This window comes from Streptomyces sp. NBC_00029 (assembly GCF_045160505.1).
Taxonomy (GTDB): Bacteria; Actinomycetota; Actinomycetes; order Streptomycetales; family Streptomycetaceae; genus Streptomyces.
In genome coordinates this window covers 6,960,415-6,980,116 of the sequence record NZ_CP108292.1, presented here as the reverse complement: position 1 = coordinate 6,980,116, position 19,702 = coordinate 6,960,415, and the positions used below count along the sequence as shown (strand labels likewise).

The 19,702-nt window shown below is 73.1% G+C and carries 20 protein-coding genes; 2 read left to right on the top strand and 18 right to left on the bottom strand.

Features of this window, described 5'->3' with window-relative positions; translation table 11 throughout:
- Positions 1-22 precede the first annotated feature (22 nt).
- The 12 genes from hypF to OG753_RS32325 all read right to left on the bottom strand — a co-directional run bounded on the left by hypF (position 23) and on the right by OG753_RS32325 (position 12,666).
- Positions 23-2,446, bottom strand: a complete 2,424-nt coding sequence (gene hypF / locus OG753_RS32380) for a carbamoyltransferase HypF (RefSeq protein WP_405791119.1) — start codon at positions 2,444-2,446, stop codon at positions 23-25.
- Complete coding sequence (gene hypB / locus OG753_RS32375; protein ID WP_405791118.1) at positions 2,446-3,279, bottom strand: hydrogenase nickel incorporation protein HypB; 834 nt, start codon at positions 3,277-3,279, stop codon at positions 2,446-2,448. The genes hypF and hypB overlap by 1 nt, the downstream gene beginning before the upstream one ends.
- A gap of 3 nt (positions 3,280-3,282) precedes the next feature.
- Positions 3,283-3,678 carry a hydrogenase maturation nickel metallochaperone HypA gene (locus OG753_RS32370; RefSeq protein ID WP_405791117.1) on the bottom strand — a complete coding sequence of 132 codons (396 nt, stop codon included), beginning with the start codon at positions 3,676-3,678 and terminating at the stop codon, positions 3,283-3,285.
- 151 nt (positions 3,679-3,829) lie between these two features.
- Positions 3,830-3,934, bottom strand: coding sequence for a DUF6893 family small protein (locus tag OG753_RS32365; RefSeq protein ID WP_401678052.1), 105 nt, complete (start codon positions 3,932-3,934; stop codon positions 3,830-3,832).
- Complete coding sequence (locus OG753_RS32360; RefSeq protein ID WP_327265129.1) at positions 3,931-4,515, bottom strand: hydrogenase maturation protease; 585 nt, start codon at positions 4,513-4,515, stop codon at positions 3,931-3,933. The genes OG753_RS32365 and OG753_RS32360 overlap by 4 nt, the downstream gene beginning before the upstream one ends.
- The gene (locus OG753_RS32355) at positions 4,512-5,942 is read right to left on the bottom strand and encodes a hypothetical protein (protein ID WP_405791116.1); all 1,431 of its coding nucleotides are present in this window, start codon (positions 5,940-5,942) and stop codon (positions 4,512-4,514) included. The genes OG753_RS32360 and OG753_RS32355 overlap by 4 nt, the downstream gene beginning before the upstream one ends.
- Positions 5,939-6,643: a DUF6084 family protein gene (locus tag OG753_RS32350; RefSeq protein ID WP_327265127.1), complete on the bottom strand. Its 705-nt coding sequence runs from the start codon at positions 6,641-6,643 to the stop codon at positions 5,939-5,941. The genes OG753_RS32355 and OG753_RS32350 overlap by 4 nt, the downstream gene beginning before the upstream one ends.
- Complete coding sequence (locus OG753_RS32345; protein WP_327265126.1) at positions 6,640-7,326, bottom strand: DUF5947 family protein; 687 nt, start codon at positions 7,324-7,326, stop codon at positions 6,640-6,642. The genes OG753_RS32350 and OG753_RS32345 overlap by 4 nt, the downstream gene beginning before the upstream one ends.
- Entirely contained in the window at positions 7,323-7,856 is a 534-nt protein-coding gene (locus tag OG753_RS32340) for a hypothetical protein (RefSeq protein WP_327265125.1), read from the bottom strand. The genes OG753_RS32345 and OG753_RS32340 overlap by 4 nt, the downstream gene beginning before the upstream one ends.
- Entirely contained in the window at positions 7,853-9,637 is a 1,785-nt protein-coding gene (locus OG753_RS32335) for a nickel-dependent hydrogenase large subunit (protein WP_033218053.1), read from the bottom strand. The genes OG753_RS32340 and OG753_RS32335 overlap by 4 nt, the downstream gene beginning before the upstream one ends.
- Before the next feature lie 152 nt (positions 9,638-9,789).
- Entirely contained in the window at positions 9,790-10,845 is a 1,056-nt protein-coding gene (locus OG753_RS32330) for a hydrogenase expression protein HypE (protein ID WP_327265123.1), read from the bottom strand.
- Between the two features lie 72 nt (positions 10,846-10,917).
- Positions 10,918-12,666, bottom strand: coding sequence for an enoyl-CoA hydratase-related protein (locus tag OG753_RS32325; protein ID WP_405791115.1), 1,749 nt, complete (start codon positions 12,664-12,666; stop codon positions 10,918-10,920).
- A 301-nt stretch (positions 12,667-12,967) separates the two neighbouring features.
- On the opposite strand from OG753_RS32325, the gene OG753_RS32320 reads away from it, so the two are divergent.
- Positions 12,968-14,176 carry an IS701 family transposase gene (locus OG753_RS32320; RefSeq protein ID WP_405787262.1) on the top strand — a complete coding sequence of 403 codons (1,209 nt, stop codon included), beginning with the start codon at positions 12,968-12,970 and terminating at the stop codon, positions 14,174-14,176.
- A gap of 117 nt (positions 14,177-14,293) precedes the next feature.
- On the opposite strand, the gene OG753_RS32315 is transcribed toward OG753_RS32320, so the two are convergent.
- The 4 genes from OG753_RS32315 to OG753_RS32300 all read right to left on the bottom strand — a co-directional run bounded on the left by OG753_RS32315 (position 14,294) and on the right by OG753_RS32300 (position 16,214).
- On the bottom strand, positions 14,294-14,419 hold the full coding sequence (locus OG753_RS32315) for a hypothetical protein (protein WP_405791114.1): 126 nt from the start codon (positions 14,417-14,419) through the stop codon (positions 14,294-14,296).
- The gene (locus tag OG753_RS32310; protein WP_405791113.1) at positions 14,416-14,913 is read right to left on the bottom strand and encodes a hypothetical protein; all 498 of its coding nucleotides are present in this window, start codon (positions 14,911-14,913) and stop codon (positions 14,416-14,418) included. Before OG753_RS32310 ends, OG753_RS32315 begins: the two co-directional genes overlap by 4 nt.
- A gap of 277 nt (positions 14,914-15,190) precedes the next feature.
- Positions 15,191-15,562, bottom strand: coding sequence for a low affinity iron permease family protein (locus OG753_RS32305; RefSeq protein ID WP_327265119.1), 372 nt, complete (start codon positions 15,560-15,562; stop codon positions 15,191-15,193).
- A gap of 136 nt (positions 15,563-15,698) precedes the next feature.
- Positions 15,699-16,214 (bottom strand): hypothetical protein, encoded by a 516-nt coding sequence (locus tag OG753_RS32300; RefSeq protein WP_405791112.1) that lies wholly within the window; start codon positions 16,212-16,214, stop codon positions 15,699-15,701.
- Between the two features lie 124 nt (positions 16,215-16,338).
- Here OG753_RS32300 and OG753_RS32295 point away from each other — a divergent pair, with 124 nt between their 5' ends.
- Positions 16,339-17,199, top strand: a complete 861-nt coding sequence (locus OG753_RS32295) for an alpha/beta fold hydrolase (protein ID WP_327265117.1) — start codon at positions 16,339-16,341, stop codon at positions 17,197-17,199.
- A gap of 41 nt (positions 17,200-17,240) precedes the next feature.
- Here the strand turns inward: OG753_RS32295 and OG753_RS32290 are convergent, their stop codons facing one another.
- A complete protein-coding gene (locus OG753_RS32290) occupies positions 17,241-18,260 on the bottom strand; it encodes a TolB family protein (protein ID WP_405791111.1) in 1,020 nt (339 codons plus the stop codon).
- A 10-nt stretch (positions 18,261-18,270) separates the two neighbouring features.
- On the bottom strand, positions 18,271-19,656 hold the full coding sequence (locus OG753_RS32285; RefSeq protein ID WP_405791110.1) for an MFS transporter: 1,386 nt from the start codon (positions 19,654-19,656) through the stop codon (positions 18,271-18,273).
- Positions 19,657-19,702: the final 46 nt, after the last annotated feature.

Sequence of the window (19,702 nt, the reverse complement as noted above, 5' to 3'; positions counted from 1 at the left end):
GGCGTCAGGGGGGTCAGTGGTGTCAGGGGGCGTCGCCGTGCGCGGCGGCCACCATCAGCTGGCCGAGGGACAGCCCGCCGTCGTTCGGGGGGATCCGGCCGTGCCGCAGCACGGTGAAGCCGGACGCGCGCAGCATCCGGGCGGACGCCGAGGAGAGCAGGGTGTTGGCGAAGACCCCGCCGGTCAGGGCGACGGTGTCCAGGCCGTGCCGCTCGCGCGCGAGGTCGCAGAGCGCGACGACGAGGGCGGCCACGGACGCGTGGAAACGGGCGGCGATCAGCGCCGGACGGGTCCCGGCGTGCAGGTCGGCCACGACGGCGGCCAGTACGGGAGCGGGATCGGCCGTGACCGGCCCGTCGGCCGGCTCCGGTGGCACGCGCAGACCGAAGGCGTAGCCGGAACCGAGGTCGGGGCCGAGGTCGGACGCGAAGCCGGTACCGAGGTCGGGGCCGAGGTCGGACCCGAAGCCGGTACCGAGGTCGGGGCCGAGGCCGTCTTCGGTCCCGGCCACGTGCACCCCGTACGCCGCCCCCTCCAGCTCGATCGCGGCCTGCGCCTCATAACCGGCCCGATGGCAGATCCCGGCCAGGGACGAGACCGCGTCGAAGAGGCGGCCCATGCTGGAGGTGGGGACGCAGTTCAGCCCGCGTTCCAACTGACGCTCCAGCAGCTGGAGTTCGTCCGGCGGACAGGCAGCGGCGCAGGGCAGGTCCGGTGTCCACGCGATGCCGGCGGCCCGCAGATGGGAGAGCGCCATGCGGTACGGGCGGTGCACGGCCGCGTCGCCGCCCGGCAGCGGGACGTACGCGAGGTGGGCGAAGCGGGTGTACCCCGCGTAGTCGGCGAGGAGGACCTCGCCGCCCCACACGGCGCCGTCGTCGCCGTATCCGGTGCCGTCGAAGGCGACGCCGATCACCGGGCGGCCGCCGTCCAGGCCGTGCTCCGCCAGCGCGGAGGCGATGTGCGCGTGGTGGTGCTGGACGCGGACGAGGGGCCGGGCGCCGGCGGCGCGCCGCGCCCACTGGGCGGAGCGGTAGCCCGGGTGCCGGTCGGCGGCGACGAGCCCGGGGACGACGCCGGTGATGGACTCCAGCTGCCGCTCGGCGCCTTCGAGGGCGTACTGGGTGGCCAGGTCGTCCATGTCGCCGATGTGGGCGGACAGCCAGGCCCGGCGCCCCTCGCCGAGGCAGAAGGCGTTCTTGAGGTCCCCGCCCGCGGCGAGGGTGGCGGGGACCGGCAAGGGCAGGGTCAGCGGCAGCGGGGCGTACCCGCGCGAGCGCCTCAGCGTCAGCGTCTCGCCGTCGCACACCCGCACCACGGAGTCGTCGCACGGCACGTGGATCGGGCGGTCGTGGGTCAGCCATCCGTCGGCGAGGGCAGCCAGCCGGTCCAGCGCCTCGTCGTCGTCGGTGACGATGGGCTCCCCCGCAAGGTTCCCGCTGGTCATGACGAGCAGCCGGGGGCCCGGCGGATCCCCGGGCAGCCCGAGCAGCAGGTGGTGGACGGGGGTGTACGGGAGCATCACGCCGAGGTCGGGACAGCGCGGGGCGACCCCGTCCGGGCCGTCCCCGCCCGCGCGGCGGCGGAGCAGCACGATGGGCCGGGCGCCCCCCGTGAGCAGTTCGCGTTCAGCGGGGCCGATGTGCGCGAACCGCTCGACGTCGGCAAGGTTGCGGGCCATCAGGGCGAAGGGCTTATCCCCGCGCGCCTTGCGCCTGCGCAGCTCGGCCACGGCGCCGGCGTCGGTCGCGTCGCAGGCCAGGTGGTAGCCGCCCAGGCCCTTGACGGCGAGGATCGCCCCGGCGGCCAGGAGCCTGCGGGCTCCGGCGACCGGGTCGGCCGCGGCGCGCTCGCGGGGCGGGTGGCCGGTCAGCAGCCTGAGCCGGGGACCGCAGGCCGGGCAGGCGACGGGCTGGGCGTGGAAGCGGCGGTCGGCCGGGTCCTCGTACTCCCGGGCGCAGTCGGGGCACATGGGGAAGCCGGCCATGGTGGTGTGGGCGCGGTCGTACGGCAGCCCGGTGACGATGGTGAAGCGCGGCCCGCAATGGGTGCAGGTGATGAAGGGGTGCCGGTGGCGCCGGTCGGCGGGATCGGCGAGTTCGGCGAGGCAGTCGGCGCAGGTGGCCACGTCCGGGGAGACCAGCGTCCGGGCGGGGCCGCCGGTCAGGGAGGCGATGATGGTGAATCCGGCGCCGCCCGCCACGGGGACCTCCCAGTGGTCGACGGCGTCGACCACGGCCAGCGGGGGCGCGTCCGCCGCGAGCCGTTCGCAGAACCGCGACACCGCCGCCGGGGCGCCCTCGACCTCCGCGACAACGCCCTCAGGGGTGTTGGTGACGTGCCCGGCCAGACCCAGCCCGGTGGCGCGTGTGTAGACATAGGGCCGGAAGCCGACGCCCTGGACCACTCCCCGGACGGTGACCCGGCGGCGCTGCACCGCCTCCATCAGCGCGTCTGCGCGACGGGGTGGACGTGGGGGTGATCGCGGTCCTCGTCGTGGACGTGGTCCTCGCCGTGCTCGTGCTCGTGCTCGTGGTCGTGGTCATGGGTGTCGCCGTGCCCGTGGGTGTGACCGTGCCCGTGGGTGTGCTGCCGGCGGGCCATCACCGGCGTGTGCGTGCCGGTGCCCTCCCCCACTGCCAGCGCCCGGTCGAGCAGGACGCCCAGGCCCTCACCCGCCCGCGCCGAGGTGAGCACCACCTCCACACCCGGATTGACCTGCTCGACGTTGGCACGGAAGGCGGCCTCGTCGAACTCGACGGCTCGCGCGATGTCGGTCTTGGTGACCACCACCAGCTGGGCCAGTCCGAAGGCGGTCGGATACTTCAGCGGCTTGTCCTCGCCCTCGGTCACCGAGGCGAGCACCACCCGCAGCGACTCCCCAAGGTCGTAGCCGGCCGGGCAGACCAGATTGCCCACGTTCTCCACGAAGAGCAGCCGGGTGTCCGCCGGCAGCCAGCCGTCCAGGTGCCGGCCGAGCATCGCGGCCTCCAGATGGCACAGCCCGTCGGTGAGCACCTGCTTGACCGGTACGCCCGAACGGGCCAGCCGCACGGCGTCGTTCTCGGTGGCCAGGTCGGCCGTCAGCGCGGCCACGGCCACGCCCCGCTCCCGGCCGAGGAGCAGTTCGCGCTCCAGCAGCGCCGTCTTCCCGCTGCCGGGGCTGGAGAGCAGGTTGACCACCGTCGTACCGCGCGCGGTGAGTTCGGTGCGCAGGACCTGGGCGGCGACATCGTTCTTGGCGAGCACCGCCTGCCGCAGATCGACCACTCGGCACATGGTTCAGGCCTCCTCGGGAATCGGTTCGCGGGTACGGGCACCGGCGGGGCCGTCTTCCCAGCACACGCTGAGGATCTCCAGCTCACGGCCCGACAGCAGTTCCACCCCGGTGGCCCTGCCGCATCCGGGGCAGCACAGTTCGGGGGGCATCCCCACGGCCCAGGTGCCGGGGCAGGCCCCGCAGCGGGCGCGGGCCGTCACGGACTCCGTGACGAGTTCGGCGCCTTCGAGGACCGTTCCGGCGCAGGCCAGTTCGAAGCAGAAGGCCAGCGCGTCGGGCACCACCCCCGCCAGCTCGCCGACCTGCAGCCGTACCGAGGTGACGGCTTGTGCGCCGCCCGCCCGGGCGGCCTCTTCCACCTGGCCCACGACGGCCATGGCGATCGACATCTCGTGCATCGGACTCCGTCCTGCCGGGGCTCATTGAACCGGCGGGACGGGGTCCGGGCGGTCGGGCACGCCGGTGCGCGGCACGCCCCGTACGCCATTCGGGCGCCCAGGTCCGCCGATGCGTCCGCACCCGCGTCCACGGCCGTGCCCCGCGGCGGTGTCACATCCGGCGCATGCGCAGGTACCGCCGGAGGTCGGGGAGGATCTGCAGCACGGCAGCGGCGAGGGCGGCGGCCGCGGCCGCTCCGAAGACGGCCTTCTTCATGGGGTTCTCCTCAGTTCGCGGCGGGTCCGTTCGGTTTCGTCGTCGGCCCGGCCGTGGATCAGGTCCAGGGCCATGCGTACGGCCTCCGGCACGGCGGCGGCCACCGGTGCGCTCAGTCCGATGCCCTCCTCGACACCGGCCGGTTCGCAGCCGAGGACGAGCGTGCGCCGCGGAGGGGTGGCACCGGTCCCGGCGCACAGGGTGTCCAGCAGGGCGAGGACGGTGTCGGGGGACATCTGGTGGCCGTCCAGGACGGGCGCCTCCGGTGCCCCGGCGGCGGCCCCGCCCTGCCCCGTGCTCGTGCTCGTGCTTGTACTCGTACTCGTACTCGTGCTCCCGTCGGCCTCGATGAGGTAGAGGGTGCCGGGTTCGCCGCCGCGTGCGGTGGCGTCGACCAGCACGAGCGTGTCGTAGCCGTCGAGGATCTGGTAGGCGAGGTGGACTCCGCGGACGCCGAAGTCCACCGCCTCGACGCCGTCGGGCAGGGGGTGCGCGGCCAGGGCCCGCACGGTCTCGACGCCGAAGCCGTCGTCCCCGAGGAAGACGTTGCCGATGCCGGCGATCAGGACCCGGTCGTTCACGCGTCCTCCAGGGGGGTGACCTCGTCGGGCTGGAAGTAGAGGAACCGGCCCTGCTCGCGGCGGATGTCCGCGCCCGGGTCGTCCTCCACGGTGACGGCGAGGTGCACTCCCCCGTCGACGTCGTGCAGAACGGCCTCGACCTGCGCGGTGCGGCCCTGGAGGAACAGGTCCTGGGCGTCGGTGCGCCGGAGTCCGGGGCGGAGCAGGACCCGGCTGCCGGGGCCCACCGAGGCGCCGTCGATGGTGATCCGGTCGCGGGAGGGGTCGGCGGTGTCCGCGCGGGCCGGGTCCCACCAGGGCGTGTCGGGTCTGAACACCACGTCCTCGGAGGGGAGTTCCGTGAGCAGCGGGGGCTGTTCCGGGCCGGTGACCTCCCGCAGGGCGCGGACGGCGCCGTGCAGTCGTTCCAGTACCTCGGGCGGCATGGAGTCGGCGAGGTCGATCACGGCAGCCGCCCGGGGGTCGGTACCGCGGGCCTCGCGCTTCTCCTGCTCGGTCAGGGCGGCCGTGCGCAGGGCGAGGATCTCGTCGATCTCGGTGGCGTCGTACATGGCGCCCACGCTCTCGGGGGCGATGGCCGGGTGGTCCTCCAGGATGATCGGGGAGGACAGGACCACGTCGGCGCGGCCGGGTTCGCCGGCGAGCACCGGCCAGGTGTGGCGGTTGGCGCAGGCGGCCACCGCCTCCCTGGCCCACTCGGGCGGGTCGGTCATGGACAGGAAGGATCCGGAGTCCAGGCCGAGCAGCAGATGTGCGGCGACCAGCGAGTGGGGCAGGGCGGCCTCGCGGTCGACGGGGCCGGAGCCGGGAGGCGGCGTCCAGGGGCTGGTGTTCTCCACCACCGCCCGGAGCCGGAACACACGGTACGCGCCGGGCAGTTCGGTGGCGTGCAGCCGCAGCCGGCCCTCGATCTCCTCGGTACGCCGCACCAGCCGGCCGACCGTGCGCCCGTCGGCGTCGAGGACGGGCTCGGTGTCGACGCGGGCGGGGCGGCTGAAGGGGAAGGTGACGCCGTCCTCACCCAGCAGCTCGGCGACGGGCACGGTCACCTCGACCCGTTCCTCGGTCCCCTCGTCCCAGGGCACCAGGACCCGGTCGGCCAGGTGCAGCTCGGCGACCTCGGTGAAGCCGCCGCCGTCCGAGGCCTGTTCGACCGTACGCCGCTGCGCGTGCAGGAAACGCAGTTCCAGGGCGAGGGTCGCCGCGCCCCGCGGTTCCATCAGGATCTCGGTCTGCTGGAAGACGTGCTCGTCGTGCGCGCGGCCCCAGGCCGGGGGCACGAGGACGCCGAACTGCCAGCGCAGCCGGTTCTTGGCGGCCGACGCGCGGTAGGGGTAGAGCACGTACCCCTCCAGCAGGACCGCGTCGGCCACCTGCCGGGCGACCGCGAAGCGGGAGGAGGACTTGGGGGTGGTCGTCGTGGTCACGGAGCCGCCCTCTCGGTGAGGCGCGGCAGGATCGCGCCCAGCCGGACGGGACCCGGAGGATCCTGCGGCTGCGGCGGGGCGGCTGCGTCCAGCAGGGCCCGTACGGTCGCCTCCCACGAGGCGAGCGCGTGGCGGGAGCGGTAGGCGAGCAGCTCGTCCATGGTGTCGCGGGGCAGCCGGAGCCAGCCGCAGCCGGGGAAGTGCTGCTCGACCATCTCGCGCCACACGGGCACGGGCATCCGGTACGCGGCTTCGCGGTCCCAGGGCACCGGTTCGACGCGGAAGCCGGCGTCACCGGTGAAGGCGGTGCCGGAGAACAGCATCAGCAGGGGTACCTCGCCCTCCTCCAGGGCTTCGAAGTACCGGGTCGCGGCGATGTCCATGTCGTAGGTGCAGGGCACGACGAGGTCGGTCTCCGTCTCCCCGGTGAAGCTCGGGACCATCACGGAGACCTGGGCGAACTGCACGGGCTGGAGGGTGTGGCCCCAGCGCGAGCGCTCGCCGAACAGGTCCGCCAGCCCTTCCGCCTCGGCGGGGCCGTAGCCGCGCCGGGCCGGTTCGATGCGGATCTGGCAGCGCAGGGCGATGGCGTGCACGCGGGCGCCTCCGGCGGCGGTGATCCGCAGCCGGAAGACGAGGGTGGGACCGGCGGCGTACGGGTCGGCGCGCACTCCGGTGCAGGTGAAGGCGAATTCCGTCATCGGGTCCCGCCCTCCGCCGTCGCCGCCGTGTCCGCCGTCTCCGGCAGGGCCCTGGAGCGTCGTTCCACCTGCTCGAAGAAGGTCTTGAGCGCCGCCCGTGCCTCCGCCCCGCCGTCGAAGCCCTGCCACAGCAGCCGCATCCGCCCCACCAGCTCGTAGCAGATGTCGATCGGCACCAGGTAGCACTCGGTACGGCCCTCCGAGCGGCGCAGCAGCAGCGCCTCGACATCGGGTTCGAGGAGTGCGGAGAGCCGGCCGGTGCCCAGTGCGGTCTGCCAGGTCTCGGGGTCGAGTTCGCTCTCGGTGGCTCCGGCCGGGCTCGGGTAGAGGGCCACCAGCCGGTCGAGGGCGGCGTTGCGGAAGAAGAACGCGACGCCGACCGGGATCTGGAGGAGCTCCCACGCGCCGTCGTCGAGCCGGTGGCCGGGGTCGGTGAGGTAGCGGTCCGGGACGGCCCGCAGGCGTCCGGTGCCCGAGCCCGGCCGGTCGAACAGCAGGGCGCAGGCGGTGCAGGCGCACACCAGCGCGCGCTGCTCGGTCTGCACCAGATGGCGGTGGCCGTCGCGGGGCACGACGACCCCGCACAGTTCGCAGGTCTCGGGCCGGGGCGGGCGGGGGCCCGCGAACCGGCGCAGCCCGCGCGGGGCGCGCGGGCCGTCGTGGAGGAGACCGGGCCCGTTCACGGCACCCGCGCCGGGCTCGGGGGCCGGGTGCCGATCTGCAGGAGGGCGGGGGCCGGGGCCGCGGCGGGCTCCCGTTCCACGCTCGTCACCTCGGGGGCGAAGCAGGCCAGGCTGTCCTCCAGGGTCCGTGCGGCATCGTCCGGGCCGCCCGAGCCGGAGCCGCAACCGCAGCCGGTGGAGGCGGCGGCGGGGCGCAGTCGCAGGACGCCGGTGTTCTCGTCGAAGCCGAGCAGTTCCACCGGTTCGCCGTGGGCGGCCAGGGCCCGGGCGATGCGGGTGTGCACGTCCTCGGGGTGCAGCCCGTGCAGGGAGAGCAGGCTCGCCACGAGTTCGTCGTCGTAGACGGGCTCGAGCGGGCCCGCCCCGATCTTCTCGACGATGCGGGCGAGCCCGGCGCCGTAGAAGTCCATGAGGACGCGCACCAGTTCCTCGGCAGCCGTGCACGCCGCCCGGTCGCCGGTGGCGGCGAGCCGGTCGAGCACCTCCTCGACGCGGCGCCCGGCCCGGGCGCCGTCGATCGCGGCCGTCATCCGCCCAGTCCGCTCAGACCGGTGGGCACGTGCATCGTCTTGACCGTCTTGCCGCCGCCGACGTACATGTGCACTCCGCACGGCAGACAGGGGTCGAAGCTTCGGACGGCGCGCATGATGTCGATGCCCTTGAAGTTCTCCGGGGTGTTCTCCTCGAAGATCGGGGTGTTCTGCACGGCGTCCTCGTAGGGGCCGGGCGTGCCGAAGGTGTCGCGGGTGCTGGCGTTCCACGGGGTCGGCGGGTAGGGGTGGTAGTTGGCGATCTTCCCGTCTCGGATGACCATGTGGTGCGACAGGACGCCCCGTACCGCCTCGGTGAAGCCGACGCCGAGCCCCTCGTCCGGGACCTCGAACTTCTCCCAGGTCTGGGTGCGTCCGGCGCGGACCTCGGCGAGGCCCTTCTCGGCGCAGTGCAGGGCGATGGCGGCCGCGTAGGCCTGGAAGTAGGTGCGCGCGCGGTTGCGTTCCAGCGCGTTGCTCCACTTCGGGATCTTCCACTCGAAGCGGGTCTCGGGCTTGGTCATCGTGCGCGGCAGGGTGATCACGACGCTGTTGCCGGTGGCCTGCACGTAGTCGGTGTGGACCAGGCCCGACAGGGCGGTGGACCACAGGCGGGCGATGGGGCCGCCGCCGGTGTCCAGGGCCAGGTGGTCCTTGCCGTCGAACCAGCGGGGCGACATGACCCAGCTGTACTTGTCGTCGAAGTTGCGCTTCTGCGGGGCAGGGATGGTGTGCTGGTTCCACGGGTGGCGCGGGTCGACGGGGTTGCCGAGCGGGTCGTGGGTGACGAACTGCTCCTGGCCCTGCCAGTCGTCGTAGTACGAGCTGCCGAGCAGGATGCGGATGCCGAGGTTGATCTCGGTGAGGTCGTTGGTGACCAGCTTGCCGTCCACCACCACGCCCGGGGTGACGAACATCTTCCGTCCCCAGTCGGTCATGTTGGCGTACGTGAAGTCGCAGTACTCGGGGTCGTTGAGGGCGCCCCAGCAGCCGAGGAGGACGCGCCGGCGGCCGACCTCCTCGTATCCGGGCAGGGCCTCGTAGAAGAAGTCGAAGAGGTCGTCGTGGAGCGGGACGACCTTCTTCATGAACTCGCAGTACCGCATGAGGCGGCTCATGTAGTCCGTGAAGAGCTGGACGGAGGCGATGGTGCCGACGCCGCCCGGGTAGAGGGTGGAGGGGTGCACGTGGCGGCCCTCCATCAGGCAGAACATCTCGCGCGTGTAGCGGGAGACCTGGAGCGCCTCGCGGTAGAACTCGCCCTCGATGGGGTTGAGGGAGCGCATGATGTCGGCGATGGTCCGGTAGCCGTGCTCGCCGGCGTGCGGGGCGGGGGTGCGCTCGGCGAGTTCCAGGACGCCCGGGTTGGTCTCGCGGACCATCTTCTCGCAGTAGTCGACCCCGACCAGGTTCTCCTGGAAGATGTTGTGGTCGAACATGTACTCCGCGGACTCGCCCAGGTTGATGATCCACTCGGCGAGGTGGGGCGGCTTCACCCCGTAGGCCATGTTCTGCGCGTACACCGAGCAGGTGGCGTGGTTGTCACCGCAGATGCCGCAGATGCGGCTGGTGATGAAGTGCGCGTCGCGGGGGTCCTTGCCGCGCATGAAGACGCTGTAGCCGCGGAAGACCGACGAGGTGCTGTAGCACTCCGCGACCCGCTTCTGCTTGAAGTCGATCTTCGTGTGGATGCCGAGGCTGCCGACGATCCGGGTGATCGGATCCCAGGCCATCTCCACCAGGCCGCTGCCGTCTGCGGCCGCCTTCGTCTTCGGTGTCATCGTTTCTGCCGTGACCCTTCTTCGGTGCGGGGAGCGGGAGTTGGTGGTGCGTTTGCGGGTTCCGGTTCCCCGGGGCCCGGGGAACCGGAACGCAGGGGAACCGGAACGCGGAGGTTCCGGAACCCTGGGGACCCGGGGTGCCCCGGGAGCCGTCACCAGGGCGGGCGGTAGCCCGTGGTCAGGCTCCGGCCGGTCTGCCTCCACTTCGGTTCCTCGTCCACGGTGTGGGCGGTGACCGAGCGGAGCCTGCGGATCAGCGCGCCGTACGCACTGCTCGCCCGCGTGGAGACCTTGGCGCCGGGGGGTTCGTCCATGAACGGCATGAACTTGTCGGGGAAGCCGGGCATCGTGCAGGCGATGCAGATGCCGCCGACGTTGGGGCAGCCGCCGATGCCGTTCATCCAGCCGCGCTTGGGGACGTTGCACTTGACGACGGGACCCCAGCAGCCGAGCTTGACGAGGCAGAGCGGGGAGTCGTACGTCTCGGCGAACTGGCCCTGCTCGTAGTAGCCGGCGCGGTCGCAGCCCTCGTGCACGGTGGCCCCGAAGAGCCAGGTCGGGCGCAGCTTGTCGTCGAGGGGGATCATCGGCGCGGAGCCGGCCGCCTGGTAGAGCAGGTAGGTCAGGGTCTCCGAGAAGTTGTCGGGCTGGATCGGGCAGCCCGGCACGCACACGATGGGGATGCCGGCCTTCGAGGTCCAGTCCCAGCCCAGGTAGTCGGGCACGCCCATGGCGCCCGTCGGGTTGCCCTCCATCGCGTGGATGCCGCCGTACGTGGCGCAGGTGCCGATGGCCACGACGGCGAGGGCCTTGGGGGCGAGGCGGTCGATCCACTCGCTGGTGGTGATGGGCTGGCCGGTCTCCGGGTCGTCACCGAAGCCGCACCAGTAGCCCTCGGGCTTGATCTTCTCGTTGGGGATCGATCCCTCGACCACCAGGACGAAGGGATCGATCTCGCCCCGCTCGCCCTTGAAGAACCACTCGATGAAGGTGTCGGCGCCGCCGACCGGGCCGCATTCGAAGTCGATCAGCGGCCAGTGCACGGCGACCCTGGGCAGACCGGGCAGCACGCCGGTCACGATCTCTTCGATGCTCGGCTGCATCGCCGCCGTCAGGGACACCGAGTCGCCGTCGCAGCTCAGACCCGCGTTGATCCAGAGAATGTGGATCAGCGGGTCCTCGACCGGGTCCTGTGTCGCTGTGGCCATGGGACGGCTCCTCGGGGAGGGGGGGTGGTGGGGGTGAGGGGGAGGCGGCCTGCCTCGTCCACACCTTTCTTGCTAACAGCAGTCCGGCCCGCGCGCCGCGTCAGGTGCGGCCAGTCCAGTGACACCGCGCGGCCGGACGGCCGCGGCGCGGCCGAGGTGGGCCGGCGTGGCGGCCGGGCGCTCCTTGCGGACGAAGGCGCGGCGCAGTGCGTGGTAGGGGGCGTCCGGGTCGAAGAAGGTCTGGCGCATGAGGGCCAGCTCGGCCTCGCGGTGGGCGGCCAGCGGCCGGACCGCCTCGTCGCGCTCGCGCGCCGCCTTCTTCCCGGCGATCCGGGAGGCGGTGGCGGGCAGGGCGGCGAGCCGGACCGCGAGGCGCTCCGTCTCGCCGGTGAAGTCCCCGGGCGCGCAGGGCACCGTACGGTCGGCCAGTCCGAGTTCCTGCGCGGCCGCGGCGCTCAGCGGGAGGGCCTCGGCGGTGAGGCGCTCCGCGAGCACCGGGCCTACGCGGCGCGGGAGGGTGTACGTCCAGTACTCGGAGCCGTGCAGGCCCATCAGGCGGTAGTGCGGGTTCAGGACGACGCCCGAGCGGCACCAGACCTCGTCGGCGGCGAGGGCGAGCATGGCCCCTCCGGCGGCGGCGTTGCCGCCCAGTGCGCTGACCACGAGGCGATCGGTGGTGGTGAGCACCGCCTCGACCAGGTCGTTCATGGCGTTGATGTTGGCCCAGGACTCCTCGGCCGGGTCGGCGGCCGCCTCGATGACGCCGAGGTGGATGCCGTTGGAGAAGAAGTCGCGGCCGCCGCCCAGGACCAGGACGGTGGTGGGCCGGGTGAGGGCGTCCCGGTAGGCGTCCAGCAGGCGTCGGCAGTCCGCGGTGCTCATGGCGCCGCCCGGGAAGGAGAACGCCAGGAAACCGGCCTGTCCCTCCTCGTGGTAGCCGATGTCGGACCAGGTGCGGCGGTGCGGGCCGCTGTGCGGCGGTGCGGGACGTTCGGGAAGCGGGGGCAGCCGGTCGGCGAGCGCGAGCGCGGCGGGCAGTTTGGGGGCGGCCGGGCCTCCCGGCCCGCGGCGGGCGCGCAGTTCCGGGATCCAGACCGCGCCGTCGGCCGTGGCCCGGCAGAGCGCCCCGGTCCGGGTGGCCAGCAGCTCGCCGGGGCGGCCGCGCAGCTGCTCCTCGCGGTGCCCGCCGTACAGGAGCCACTCGCCGCCGAGCAGGTCGTCGTCCCGTACGCCGGGCTGCGAGTCGGCGGCGCGCAGCGCGCGCAGGACGTCCTCGGTGGTGTCGTTCTCCCAGTCGATCCGGCGCTCCTCCTGGCGCAGTAGCGGGCGGGCCCGGCCCTCGGCCTGGGGCTGCGGGGTGTAGGTACCGGAGGCGAACCGTTCCACCGCGAGCAGGACGGCCTCCAGCGCGGCGTCCGCGATCTCACCCCGGTAGAGGTCGCTCTTGCCGACCGGCGGCACCGGGCAGGGGGCCGAGGCCCAGACGTCGCCGGCGTCCATCTCCGCGTTGGCCTGCAGGACGGTCACCCCCCACCGGGACTCGCCGTCCTGGATGGCCCGGTCGAGCGAGGAGGGGCCGCGGTCGCCGACCGGTCCCGGGTGGACGATCAGGCAGGTGTGTGCGGCCCACACCTCCTCGGGCAGGGCCGTGCGCAGCATGGGGGCGAGCACGAGGTCGGGGCGGTGACCGCGGACGGCGTCGGCCAGGCAGGCGCCGGGCAGCGCGAGTTCGACCGCGACGCGGTGGCCGCGGTCGCGCAGCTCGGCGTGGACTCGCTGCGTGAGGCTGTTGAACGCGCTCGCGATGAGCAGGACGTACAAGGGATCTCCCAGCGGCGGCCCGGAGCCGCGCGTGCGCGGTGCCCGGCCTGGTCGGCGGCCCGTGGCCGGAACATGACCGGCCGCCTGAGATGGTCGGGGAGTCCGGGGCGCCCGTGGCCGAGGCCGCGCGGGGAGTCACTCGAAAGCGCAGTTTCGGCGTCCGCTCGGCCCTACGTCCTGTCGTCGAAGTAGCGCCGGTTGGGCCGGGCGCCGCGGGCCAGGCGGGACTTTGACGACAGGACCTAGTAGTGCTTTGTTATCCGGTCTTGTCACGTCGGGTGTTCGGTAGTTCGCTGGCTGTATGAGGGCTGGGGAGCTTGCGGCGGTGCGGGTCCGGTTGGAGGAGTTCGCTTCCGAGGTGTTCGCGCCGCTGGTGCGGCGGGACTGGCTGGAGAAGGGCCAGTTGTATCTGCGGGGCCTGTTGCTGGACGGCCGACGCAAGTCGATGCAGCCGATGGCCGGGCGTCTCGGGGTGGACCATCAGCGGTTGCAGCAGTTCATGACGTCCTCGACCTGGCCGGTCGCTGACGTGCGGGCCCGACTGGCCTGGCGGGCGGTGGCTGTGGTCCGCCCTGAGGTGTGGGTGGTGGACGACACCGGTTTCCCCAAGGACGGCACTGCTTCGCCCGGGGTGGCCCGCCAGTACTCCGGCACGTTGGGCAAGGTCGGCAACTGCCAGATCGGTGTCAGCGTCCACGCCGCCTCGGACACGGCTTCGTGCCCGCTGTCATGGCGGCTGTTCCTGCCCGCCGCATGGGACGGGCCCCAGGCCGCTGCACGCCGGGCTGCCTGCCGGATCCCCGACAGCGAACATCACCGCGCGAAGTGGCAGCTCGCGCTGGAGATGCTCGACGAGCTGTCCGCGATCGGCCTGCGGCCCGCCGCACTGGTCGCCGACGCCGGCTACGGCGCGAACGCCGACTTCCGTCACGGCCTGGAAGACCGGGGTCTGGCCTACGTCCTGCAGGTCAAGGGTGAGATGACTGCCCACGGTGAGGATGCCGAGCCGCATCAGCCCGCCTACAGCGGGCTCGGTCCCCGCCCTCTGCCCCGATACCGCACCCGGCCACGTTCCTTACGCGACCACGTGCTGGCTGCCGGAAGAAGCCGTGGCCGGACGCTGACCTGGCGCAAAGGCTCCAAGGCCGCGATGAGCTCGCACTTCGTGCTCCTTCGGGTCCGCCTCGTCGGCCGCCGCCCGAAACCGGCGGCCGACGGGACGATTCCGCTGGTCTGGCTGATCGCGCAGTGGCCCGAGGGTGAGGCGGAGCCGGTGAAGTACTGGATCTCGAACCTGCCCGCGAACATCCCCGCCAAGGACCTGGTCCGGCTGGCGAAGGCCCGGTGGCGGATCGAGCACGACTACCGCGAACTGAAGACCGCTCTGGGCCTGGACCACTTCGAGGGACGTTCGTTCACCGGCTGGCACCGCCACGTCACCCTCGTCACCGCCGCCCACCTGTTCCTCACCGAACAGCGGACCTGCCCAAAAGCCCCTGCCAGGGCCTGACCCTCTACCAGGCCCTGGACCTCCTCCAACACCTACTCGCCACCTGGACCGGCACCTGCCCCACCTGCAGACAACCCACCCCATGGCAGCCCCACGACACCAGTTAACAAAGCACTACTAGGTGTCCTGTCGATCGAGCCCGGCGTCGGCCGTGGGCCGTTCCCCTGGCCAGAGGCCCGGCCTGTCGATGTCGAGCCGGGTGTCGTGCGCGCCGAACCCTTCCTGCGCGTCGTCGTCGATCACGCACTCGGCTCTGGGTCTGATCCTTGCAGTGGCTCTCCAGGGCGTTGTGCGTGGGCGCGGCGCACGTGCTTCACCGTCACCGCCGCCGGGAGACCGGTCAGGAGGAGGGACAGTCCCACCGGGAGCACCCCCGCCCACACCGTCGGTGAGACGTACGCGGTGCCGGACGTACCGTCCACCAGCCACGCACGGACCGGTTGCGCATCGATGTCGCCCTCGACGGGGACGTCGAACGACGAGCCGCCGTCGTCCGGGGTGAAGGCACCCGAGCAGGACGTCGACGTTCCCGCATTGGCCACGGTGTTGTCGTGCGTCCGGCAGTCGGCTTCGGTCACGGTCCCGGGCTCGCCCCACAGCGCCGCCCGCAGCTCTCCGGTGAAGTTCGTCAGCACGACGTAGGCCAGAAGCAGCCCGGCCAGACAGGCCAACGCCAGCCACGGCGCGGGTCCGACCTGCTCCGGTTGCCCGTCCAGAACGTCCCTGCTCTCGCTCATCCCCACCCTCGGATCGCCGACGGACCTCCATGGTGACCGATCCGAAGCACCCTCGAAAGCCCTCCGTGGCGTGCTGGTGGGCTCGTACGATCGTCGAGTCGACCGACACCAGCGAGACTCTGTCGTCGGCCGCGTCCTTCTCCGCCGGGACCGCCTGCGGCATCCGCGAGAACGCGGCTGTCGGGCGTTTCGGCAACGCGGCGAGGTGCCGCGCCGGACGTCGTGGCCCCGGCCATGATCCGCCGGACGGGGCCCAGGGGGTGGCCGGACGCTGCCGCTACTCGCCCTCCTCGATCCCGATGGCCTTGGCGAGGTCCCTGTGCGCGCGGCCCGGCTCGCCCTCGTACTGCTCCAGGAGCGCGGCCGCGATGGCGTCGAGCTTGAGCTGGATCGCGTGCTCGGCCCTGCGCTCGGAATTCTTCAGCAGGGCCAGGAGCAGCAGGGCGACCGCGCCCATCGCGTCGCCGAGCAGGTGCTGCCAGCTCGTGCTCACGTGCGCCAGATGGGCTCCGACGAAGGCGGCCACCAGCAGGACGCAGAACACGGAGAAGACGGCGGAGCTGGTGAAGTTGGAGGCCAGCTCGGCCAGCTTCTCGAAGCGGCCGAGCCGCCCCCGACCGCCCTTCTCCGCAGGATGTTCGAAGGCCATGGTCTGCAGGTGCCCGATCGGGGAGCACCCAATCGCCCGGGGCGGGTCAAGCACCCGACCGGCCCAGACGGGCCACCCCCTTGATCCGGCGCGCCGCCCCTACCCGTCGGGGCGAACGCCGCGCCCGGACCGGCGGTCACCGCGCCGGGACGGGTCCCCACAGGCTGACGCTCCACACGTCGCCGTGGCCCGGGTGGCAGCCCCGCTCCTCCTCCTCGTCGTCCACGACGATCACGGAGACGCCGGACGCGGCCGCCCGGTGTTCGAGGAAGCCGCCCTGATCGCCGACCGTCAGTTCCGGGGTGCCGGGGACCCGCGCGAGTTCCGCGCGCAGGGTCTCCCACGCGACGTGACGGGGGAACCCGACCCCCGTCGTCCGGGCCCATTCCTGCGCCGCGCCGTGGCCGGGGGCGAGCCGGTGGAGCTCGATGGATCCGCCGGACATCACCCACCCGCCGCCGGGGACGGGGTTGAAGTAGAGCTCGACGAACCCGTGGTCGCGGCGCAGCGACTCGCCGCCCTCATCGACGACGTCGACGAAGCGGTGCCGGACGGCCCGGCCGGCCTCGTCGAGGGTGGAGCCGATGCCGATCCCGTGCAGGCGTCCGGTCCTGACGAACGAGGCGAGGAATTCGATACCGGTGGGGGTCACGGCAGGGATCATCACACGCTCCGCGATGCGGCCGCAGCCGCCGGGTCCGGACGCCCGGCGTGATCCGGCTGTTGAACGTGCTCCGCGCAGAGCGCAGGATGACCAGGAGCGAGGGAGGCCTGCGGTGTCGTCCACCGAAGTGACCACGGAGACCGTGCGCGCCGAGGACGGCGCCACGGCTCAAGTCCGGTTCCACCGAAGGCCCGACGAGCCGTCGGCCCCGGTGGTGGTGTGCCTGCCCGCGATGGGCACCCGGGCCGCCTCCTACACCCCGCTGGCGGAAGCGCTCGCAGGGGCCGGGTTCCAGGTGGCCGTCGGCGAGTTGCGGGGGCAGGGCACGAGCTCGGTCCGCGTGCGGCGCGGAGTGCGCTACGGCTACCACGAGATGGTGGCGTACGACCTGCCCGCGCTGTTCCGGGCGGTCGCGGCCGCCTTCCCGGGGGCGCCGCGCCTGCTGTTGGGGCACAGCCTCGGAGGGCAGCTCGGCACGCTCTACCTCGGCCGGGAGCCGCACATGGCCGCGGGCGCGGTCCTGGTGGGGGCCCCGTCCTGCCACTACCGCGGCTGGCCGTTTCCGCAAAGCCTGGGGATGCTCGCGGGGTTCCACCTCGCGGCCGCCTTCGCCTCCGTGTACGGCTACTTCCCCGGCCGGCGCATCAAGGTGCTGGGCAACGACAGCGCGCAGGTGCTGCGGGACATGGCCACCCAGGTCCGCACGGGCCGCTACGACGTGCCGTCCTCGCCCGAGGACTTCGAGCCCGGCCTGGCCCGGATGGACCTGCCGGTGCTGGCGGTGACCGTACGGGGCGACGGCATGGCCCCGCCCGCAGGGGTGCGGGGGCTCTGCGACAAGCTCACGAGCGCACGCGTGACGCACTGGGAACTCGTGCTCGGCGAAGGCACCCCGGGCAGCAGGCACTACGGGTGGATCCGCGACAACGCCGCACTGGTCGAACGGGTGCGGGCCTTCGCGGACCGGGCCTGATCGCTCCAGGAGGCCCGTCTCCCCGGTCCGCCTGCGGTGCGTCAGCCCAGGCGGGCCGGGGAGGAGGCCCCCGGGGCCAGCAGCCGCGGGGCGCCGCTGCCGTCGGCGGGGACGGTCCACAGGTCCGTGCTGTCGGCGGCGCCGTCGGTGGGCAGGGCGTAGGCGAGCGTACGGTCGTCGAGCCAGGCGGCCTGGTCGTCCACGCTGCGCTTCTCCGCAAGCGTGTGCTCCTGGAGCGTCCCGAGGTCCATCACGTGCTCGCGCCAGAGCGAGGCTCCGGCCCGGACCCGCTTCTTGTACGCGATGCGCGTCTCGTCCGGGGACAGCGACGGGCATTCGACGTTCCTGGCGAGGGTGGTGACGCTGCGCCCCGAGATCGAGCCCTTCACCAGGTGGGTCTCGCCGGCGGTGGAGAGGGTGGCGTAGAAGGTGTCGTCGTCCTTGGAGAAGGTGACCCCCCAGAAGTTCACGTCCTGCGCGCGGTACTCCCGGCCGTCCATGGAGATGGCGAACTCCTCCAGGTTCGCCTCCAGCTTCCCGGTGCGGGTGTCCGCGATCGCGGTACGGGTGGAGAAGAAGGCGGCGCCGTAGGACTCGCCGGAGACGAAGACGGTCCAGGCGGCGAACCGGCCGCTGGGCGAGACCCGGGCCCGGCTGGGGGTGCCCGCGAGGGGGAAGCTGCGCAGGGTGCGCAGTTCGGCGTCGACGATCAGCGCCTTGTTGTCCTGGGCGAGCGCCCCCGGCGTGGAGCGCAGGCACACGCCGGTGCCCGCGGCGGCGTAGAAGCGCTGGCAGTTGAGCTCGGAGGCGATCCGCCCGGAGTCGGGCGCGTCGGCCGGGACCGAGGCGAGGGCGCCGCGGTGCGGGCCCTGCACGCCGTTGAGGAAGGTCAGGGTGCCGGGCCGGGTGAGCGTGACGGCCCCGGCGGCGATCGACGGGCCGTCCGCGGAGGGGGTGTCGTCGCGTGAGGCGGCGCGCAGCACCAGGGCGGCCGCGAGGCCCCCGAGCAGCAGTACCGCCACCGCGAGGACGAGCAGGCGGCGTGACTTGGACAGCGTCATCTGGAGGGCCTCACGCGCTTCGGTTTCGGGTCGGTTCGGGGTGGGCGGCGTCCGGCGCGGCCGCCGGACGCAGGACGAAGCCGGCGACGGCCGCGCAGCAGAGCAGGCCCGCCGCGGCGGCGGCCAGGGCCGGGCCGGTGCCCCACAGCGTCCACGCCCCGCCGAAGGCCAGCGAGCAGCCGAAGCGGGCCAGGGCCTGGCCGGTGCCGACGAGGGCGAGGCCGGTGGCGCGCAGCTCCCCGGGAACGGTGGCGGCGACGGCGGCGGGCAGCACCCCGTCGGTGGCGGCGTAGAACATGCCGTGCAGCGCGAGGACGAGGTAGGGCAGCGCCGGCCAGGCGGGGGCCCACAGCAGCAGCGCGTAGCCGGCCAGCAGGAGGGCGTGCCCGGTGAGGAACACCGTGCGCCGGCCGATCCGGTCGGCGAGGGCCCCGGCGGGCACGGCGAGCAGCAGGAACACGGCGGCGGTGCCCAGCGGCAGGAGCGGGAACCACTGGTCGCCGATGCCGGTGCGGCGTTGCAGGAGGAGGTAGACGAAGGCGTCGCTGACGGTGGTCAGGCCCAGCAGGACGGCGCAGATCGCCAGGTTGCGCAGGCGGGGCAGCCGCAGCAGGCCCAGTGCGTCGCGCAGGCGGACGGGGGCCGGGCGGTCCGCGCCGGCGGCAACGATGGGGGTGGCGGCGTCGGTGGCTGTGGCGTCGTCGGACGGCCGGGGCCCCGGCGGGCGGGGCTGCCGGGACGGCCGGGGCTGCGGGTCTGCGCCGCCGGACGGGACGAAGAGCATGAGCACCACGACGCCGAGCACGGCGACGCAGGCGCTGACGCCGAAAACGGCGTCGTAGCCGTCGACCGCGACGCTCAGGATGAGGAACGCGGCGAGCGGGCCGAGCAGCGCGCCGGTGGTGTCCATGGCCCGGTGCACGCCGAAGGCGCGCCCCTGTAACTCGGGTGGTGTGGACAGGGAGATCAGCGCGTCGCGCGGTGCGGTGCGCAGCCCCTTGCCGGTGCGTTCCAGGGTGAGGATCACGCTGATCGGGCCCAGGCTGTGGGCGAACAGCAGCAGCGGTTTGCACAGCGCCGACAGACCGTAGCCGATGCCGGCGATCAGCTTGTGGTTGCGGACCCGGTCGGCCAGGTGGCCGCCGGTCAGCTGCACCAGGGCGCTCACCCCGTTGTAGACGCCGTCGAGCGCCCCGAAGCCGAGGGGACTGAGGCCCAGCCCGGCGATCAGGTACAGGGGCAGGACGGCGGTGACCATCTCGGAGGAGATGTCGGTGATCATGCTGACCGTGCCCAGGGCGAGGACGGTGGAGGCGACCGCGGGAGCCCGGGCGGGTCCCCGGTCGTCCGGTGCGGGCTTCGCGCCCGCGGGCGCGGAGCGGTCCGCGAGGTACATGCTCTGGAGCTCCCGGTGCCGACGGACTGAGTTCACTCGAACGTGC

Coding starts and splice junctions, on each gene's coding strand:
- hypF (WP_405791119.1), bottom strand. CDS start 2,446: ATGGAGGCGGTGCAGCGCCGCCGGGTCACCGTCCGGGGAGTGGTCCAG.
- hypB (WP_405791118.1), bottom strand. CDS start 3,279: ATGTGCCGAGTGGTCGATCTGCGGCAGGCGGTGCTCGCCAAGAACGAT.
- OG753_RS32370 (WP_405791117.1), bottom strand. CDS start 3,678: ATGCACGAGATGTCGATCGCCATGGCCGTCGTGGGCCAGGTGGAAGAG.
- OG753_RS32365 (WP_401678052.1), bottom strand. CDS start 3,934: ATGAAGAAGGCCGTCTTCGGAGCGGCCGCGGCCGCCGCCCTCGCCGCT.
- OG753_RS32350 (WP_327265127.1), bottom strand. CDS start 6,643: ATGACGGAATTCGCCTTCACCTGCACCGGAGTGCGCGCCGACCCGTAC.
- OG753_RS32340 (WP_327265125.1), bottom strand. CDS start 7,856: ATGACGGCCGCGATCGACGGCGCCCGGGCCGGGCGCCGCGTCGAGGAG.
- OG753_RS32335 (WP_033218053.1), bottom strand. CDS start 9,637: ATGACACCGAAGACGAAGGCGGCCGCAGACGGCAGCGGCCTGGTGGAG.
- OG753_RS32330 (WP_327265123.1), bottom strand. CDS start 10,845: ATGGCCACAGCGACACAGGACCCGGTCGAGGACCCGCTGATCCACATT.
- OG753_RS32320 (WP_405787262.1), top strand. CDS start 12,968: ATGAGGGCTGGGGAGCTTGCGGCGGTGCGGGTCCGGTTGGAGGAGTTC.
- OG753_RS32310 (WP_405791113.1), bottom strand. CDS start 14,913: ATGAGCGAGAGCAGGGACGTTCTGGACGGGCAACCGGAGCAGGTCGGA.
- OG753_RS32305 (WP_327265119.1), bottom strand. CDS start 15,562: ATGGCCTTCGAACATCCTGCGGAGAAGGGCGGTCGGGGGCGGCTCGGC.
- OG753_RS32290 (WP_405791111.1), bottom strand. CDS start 18,260: ATGACGCTGTCCAAGTCACGCCGCCTGCTCGTCCTCGCGGTGGCGGTA.
- OG753_RS32285 (WP_405791110.1), bottom strand. CDS start 19,656: ATGTACCTCGCGGACCGCTCCGCGCCCGCGGGCGCGAAGCCCGCACCG.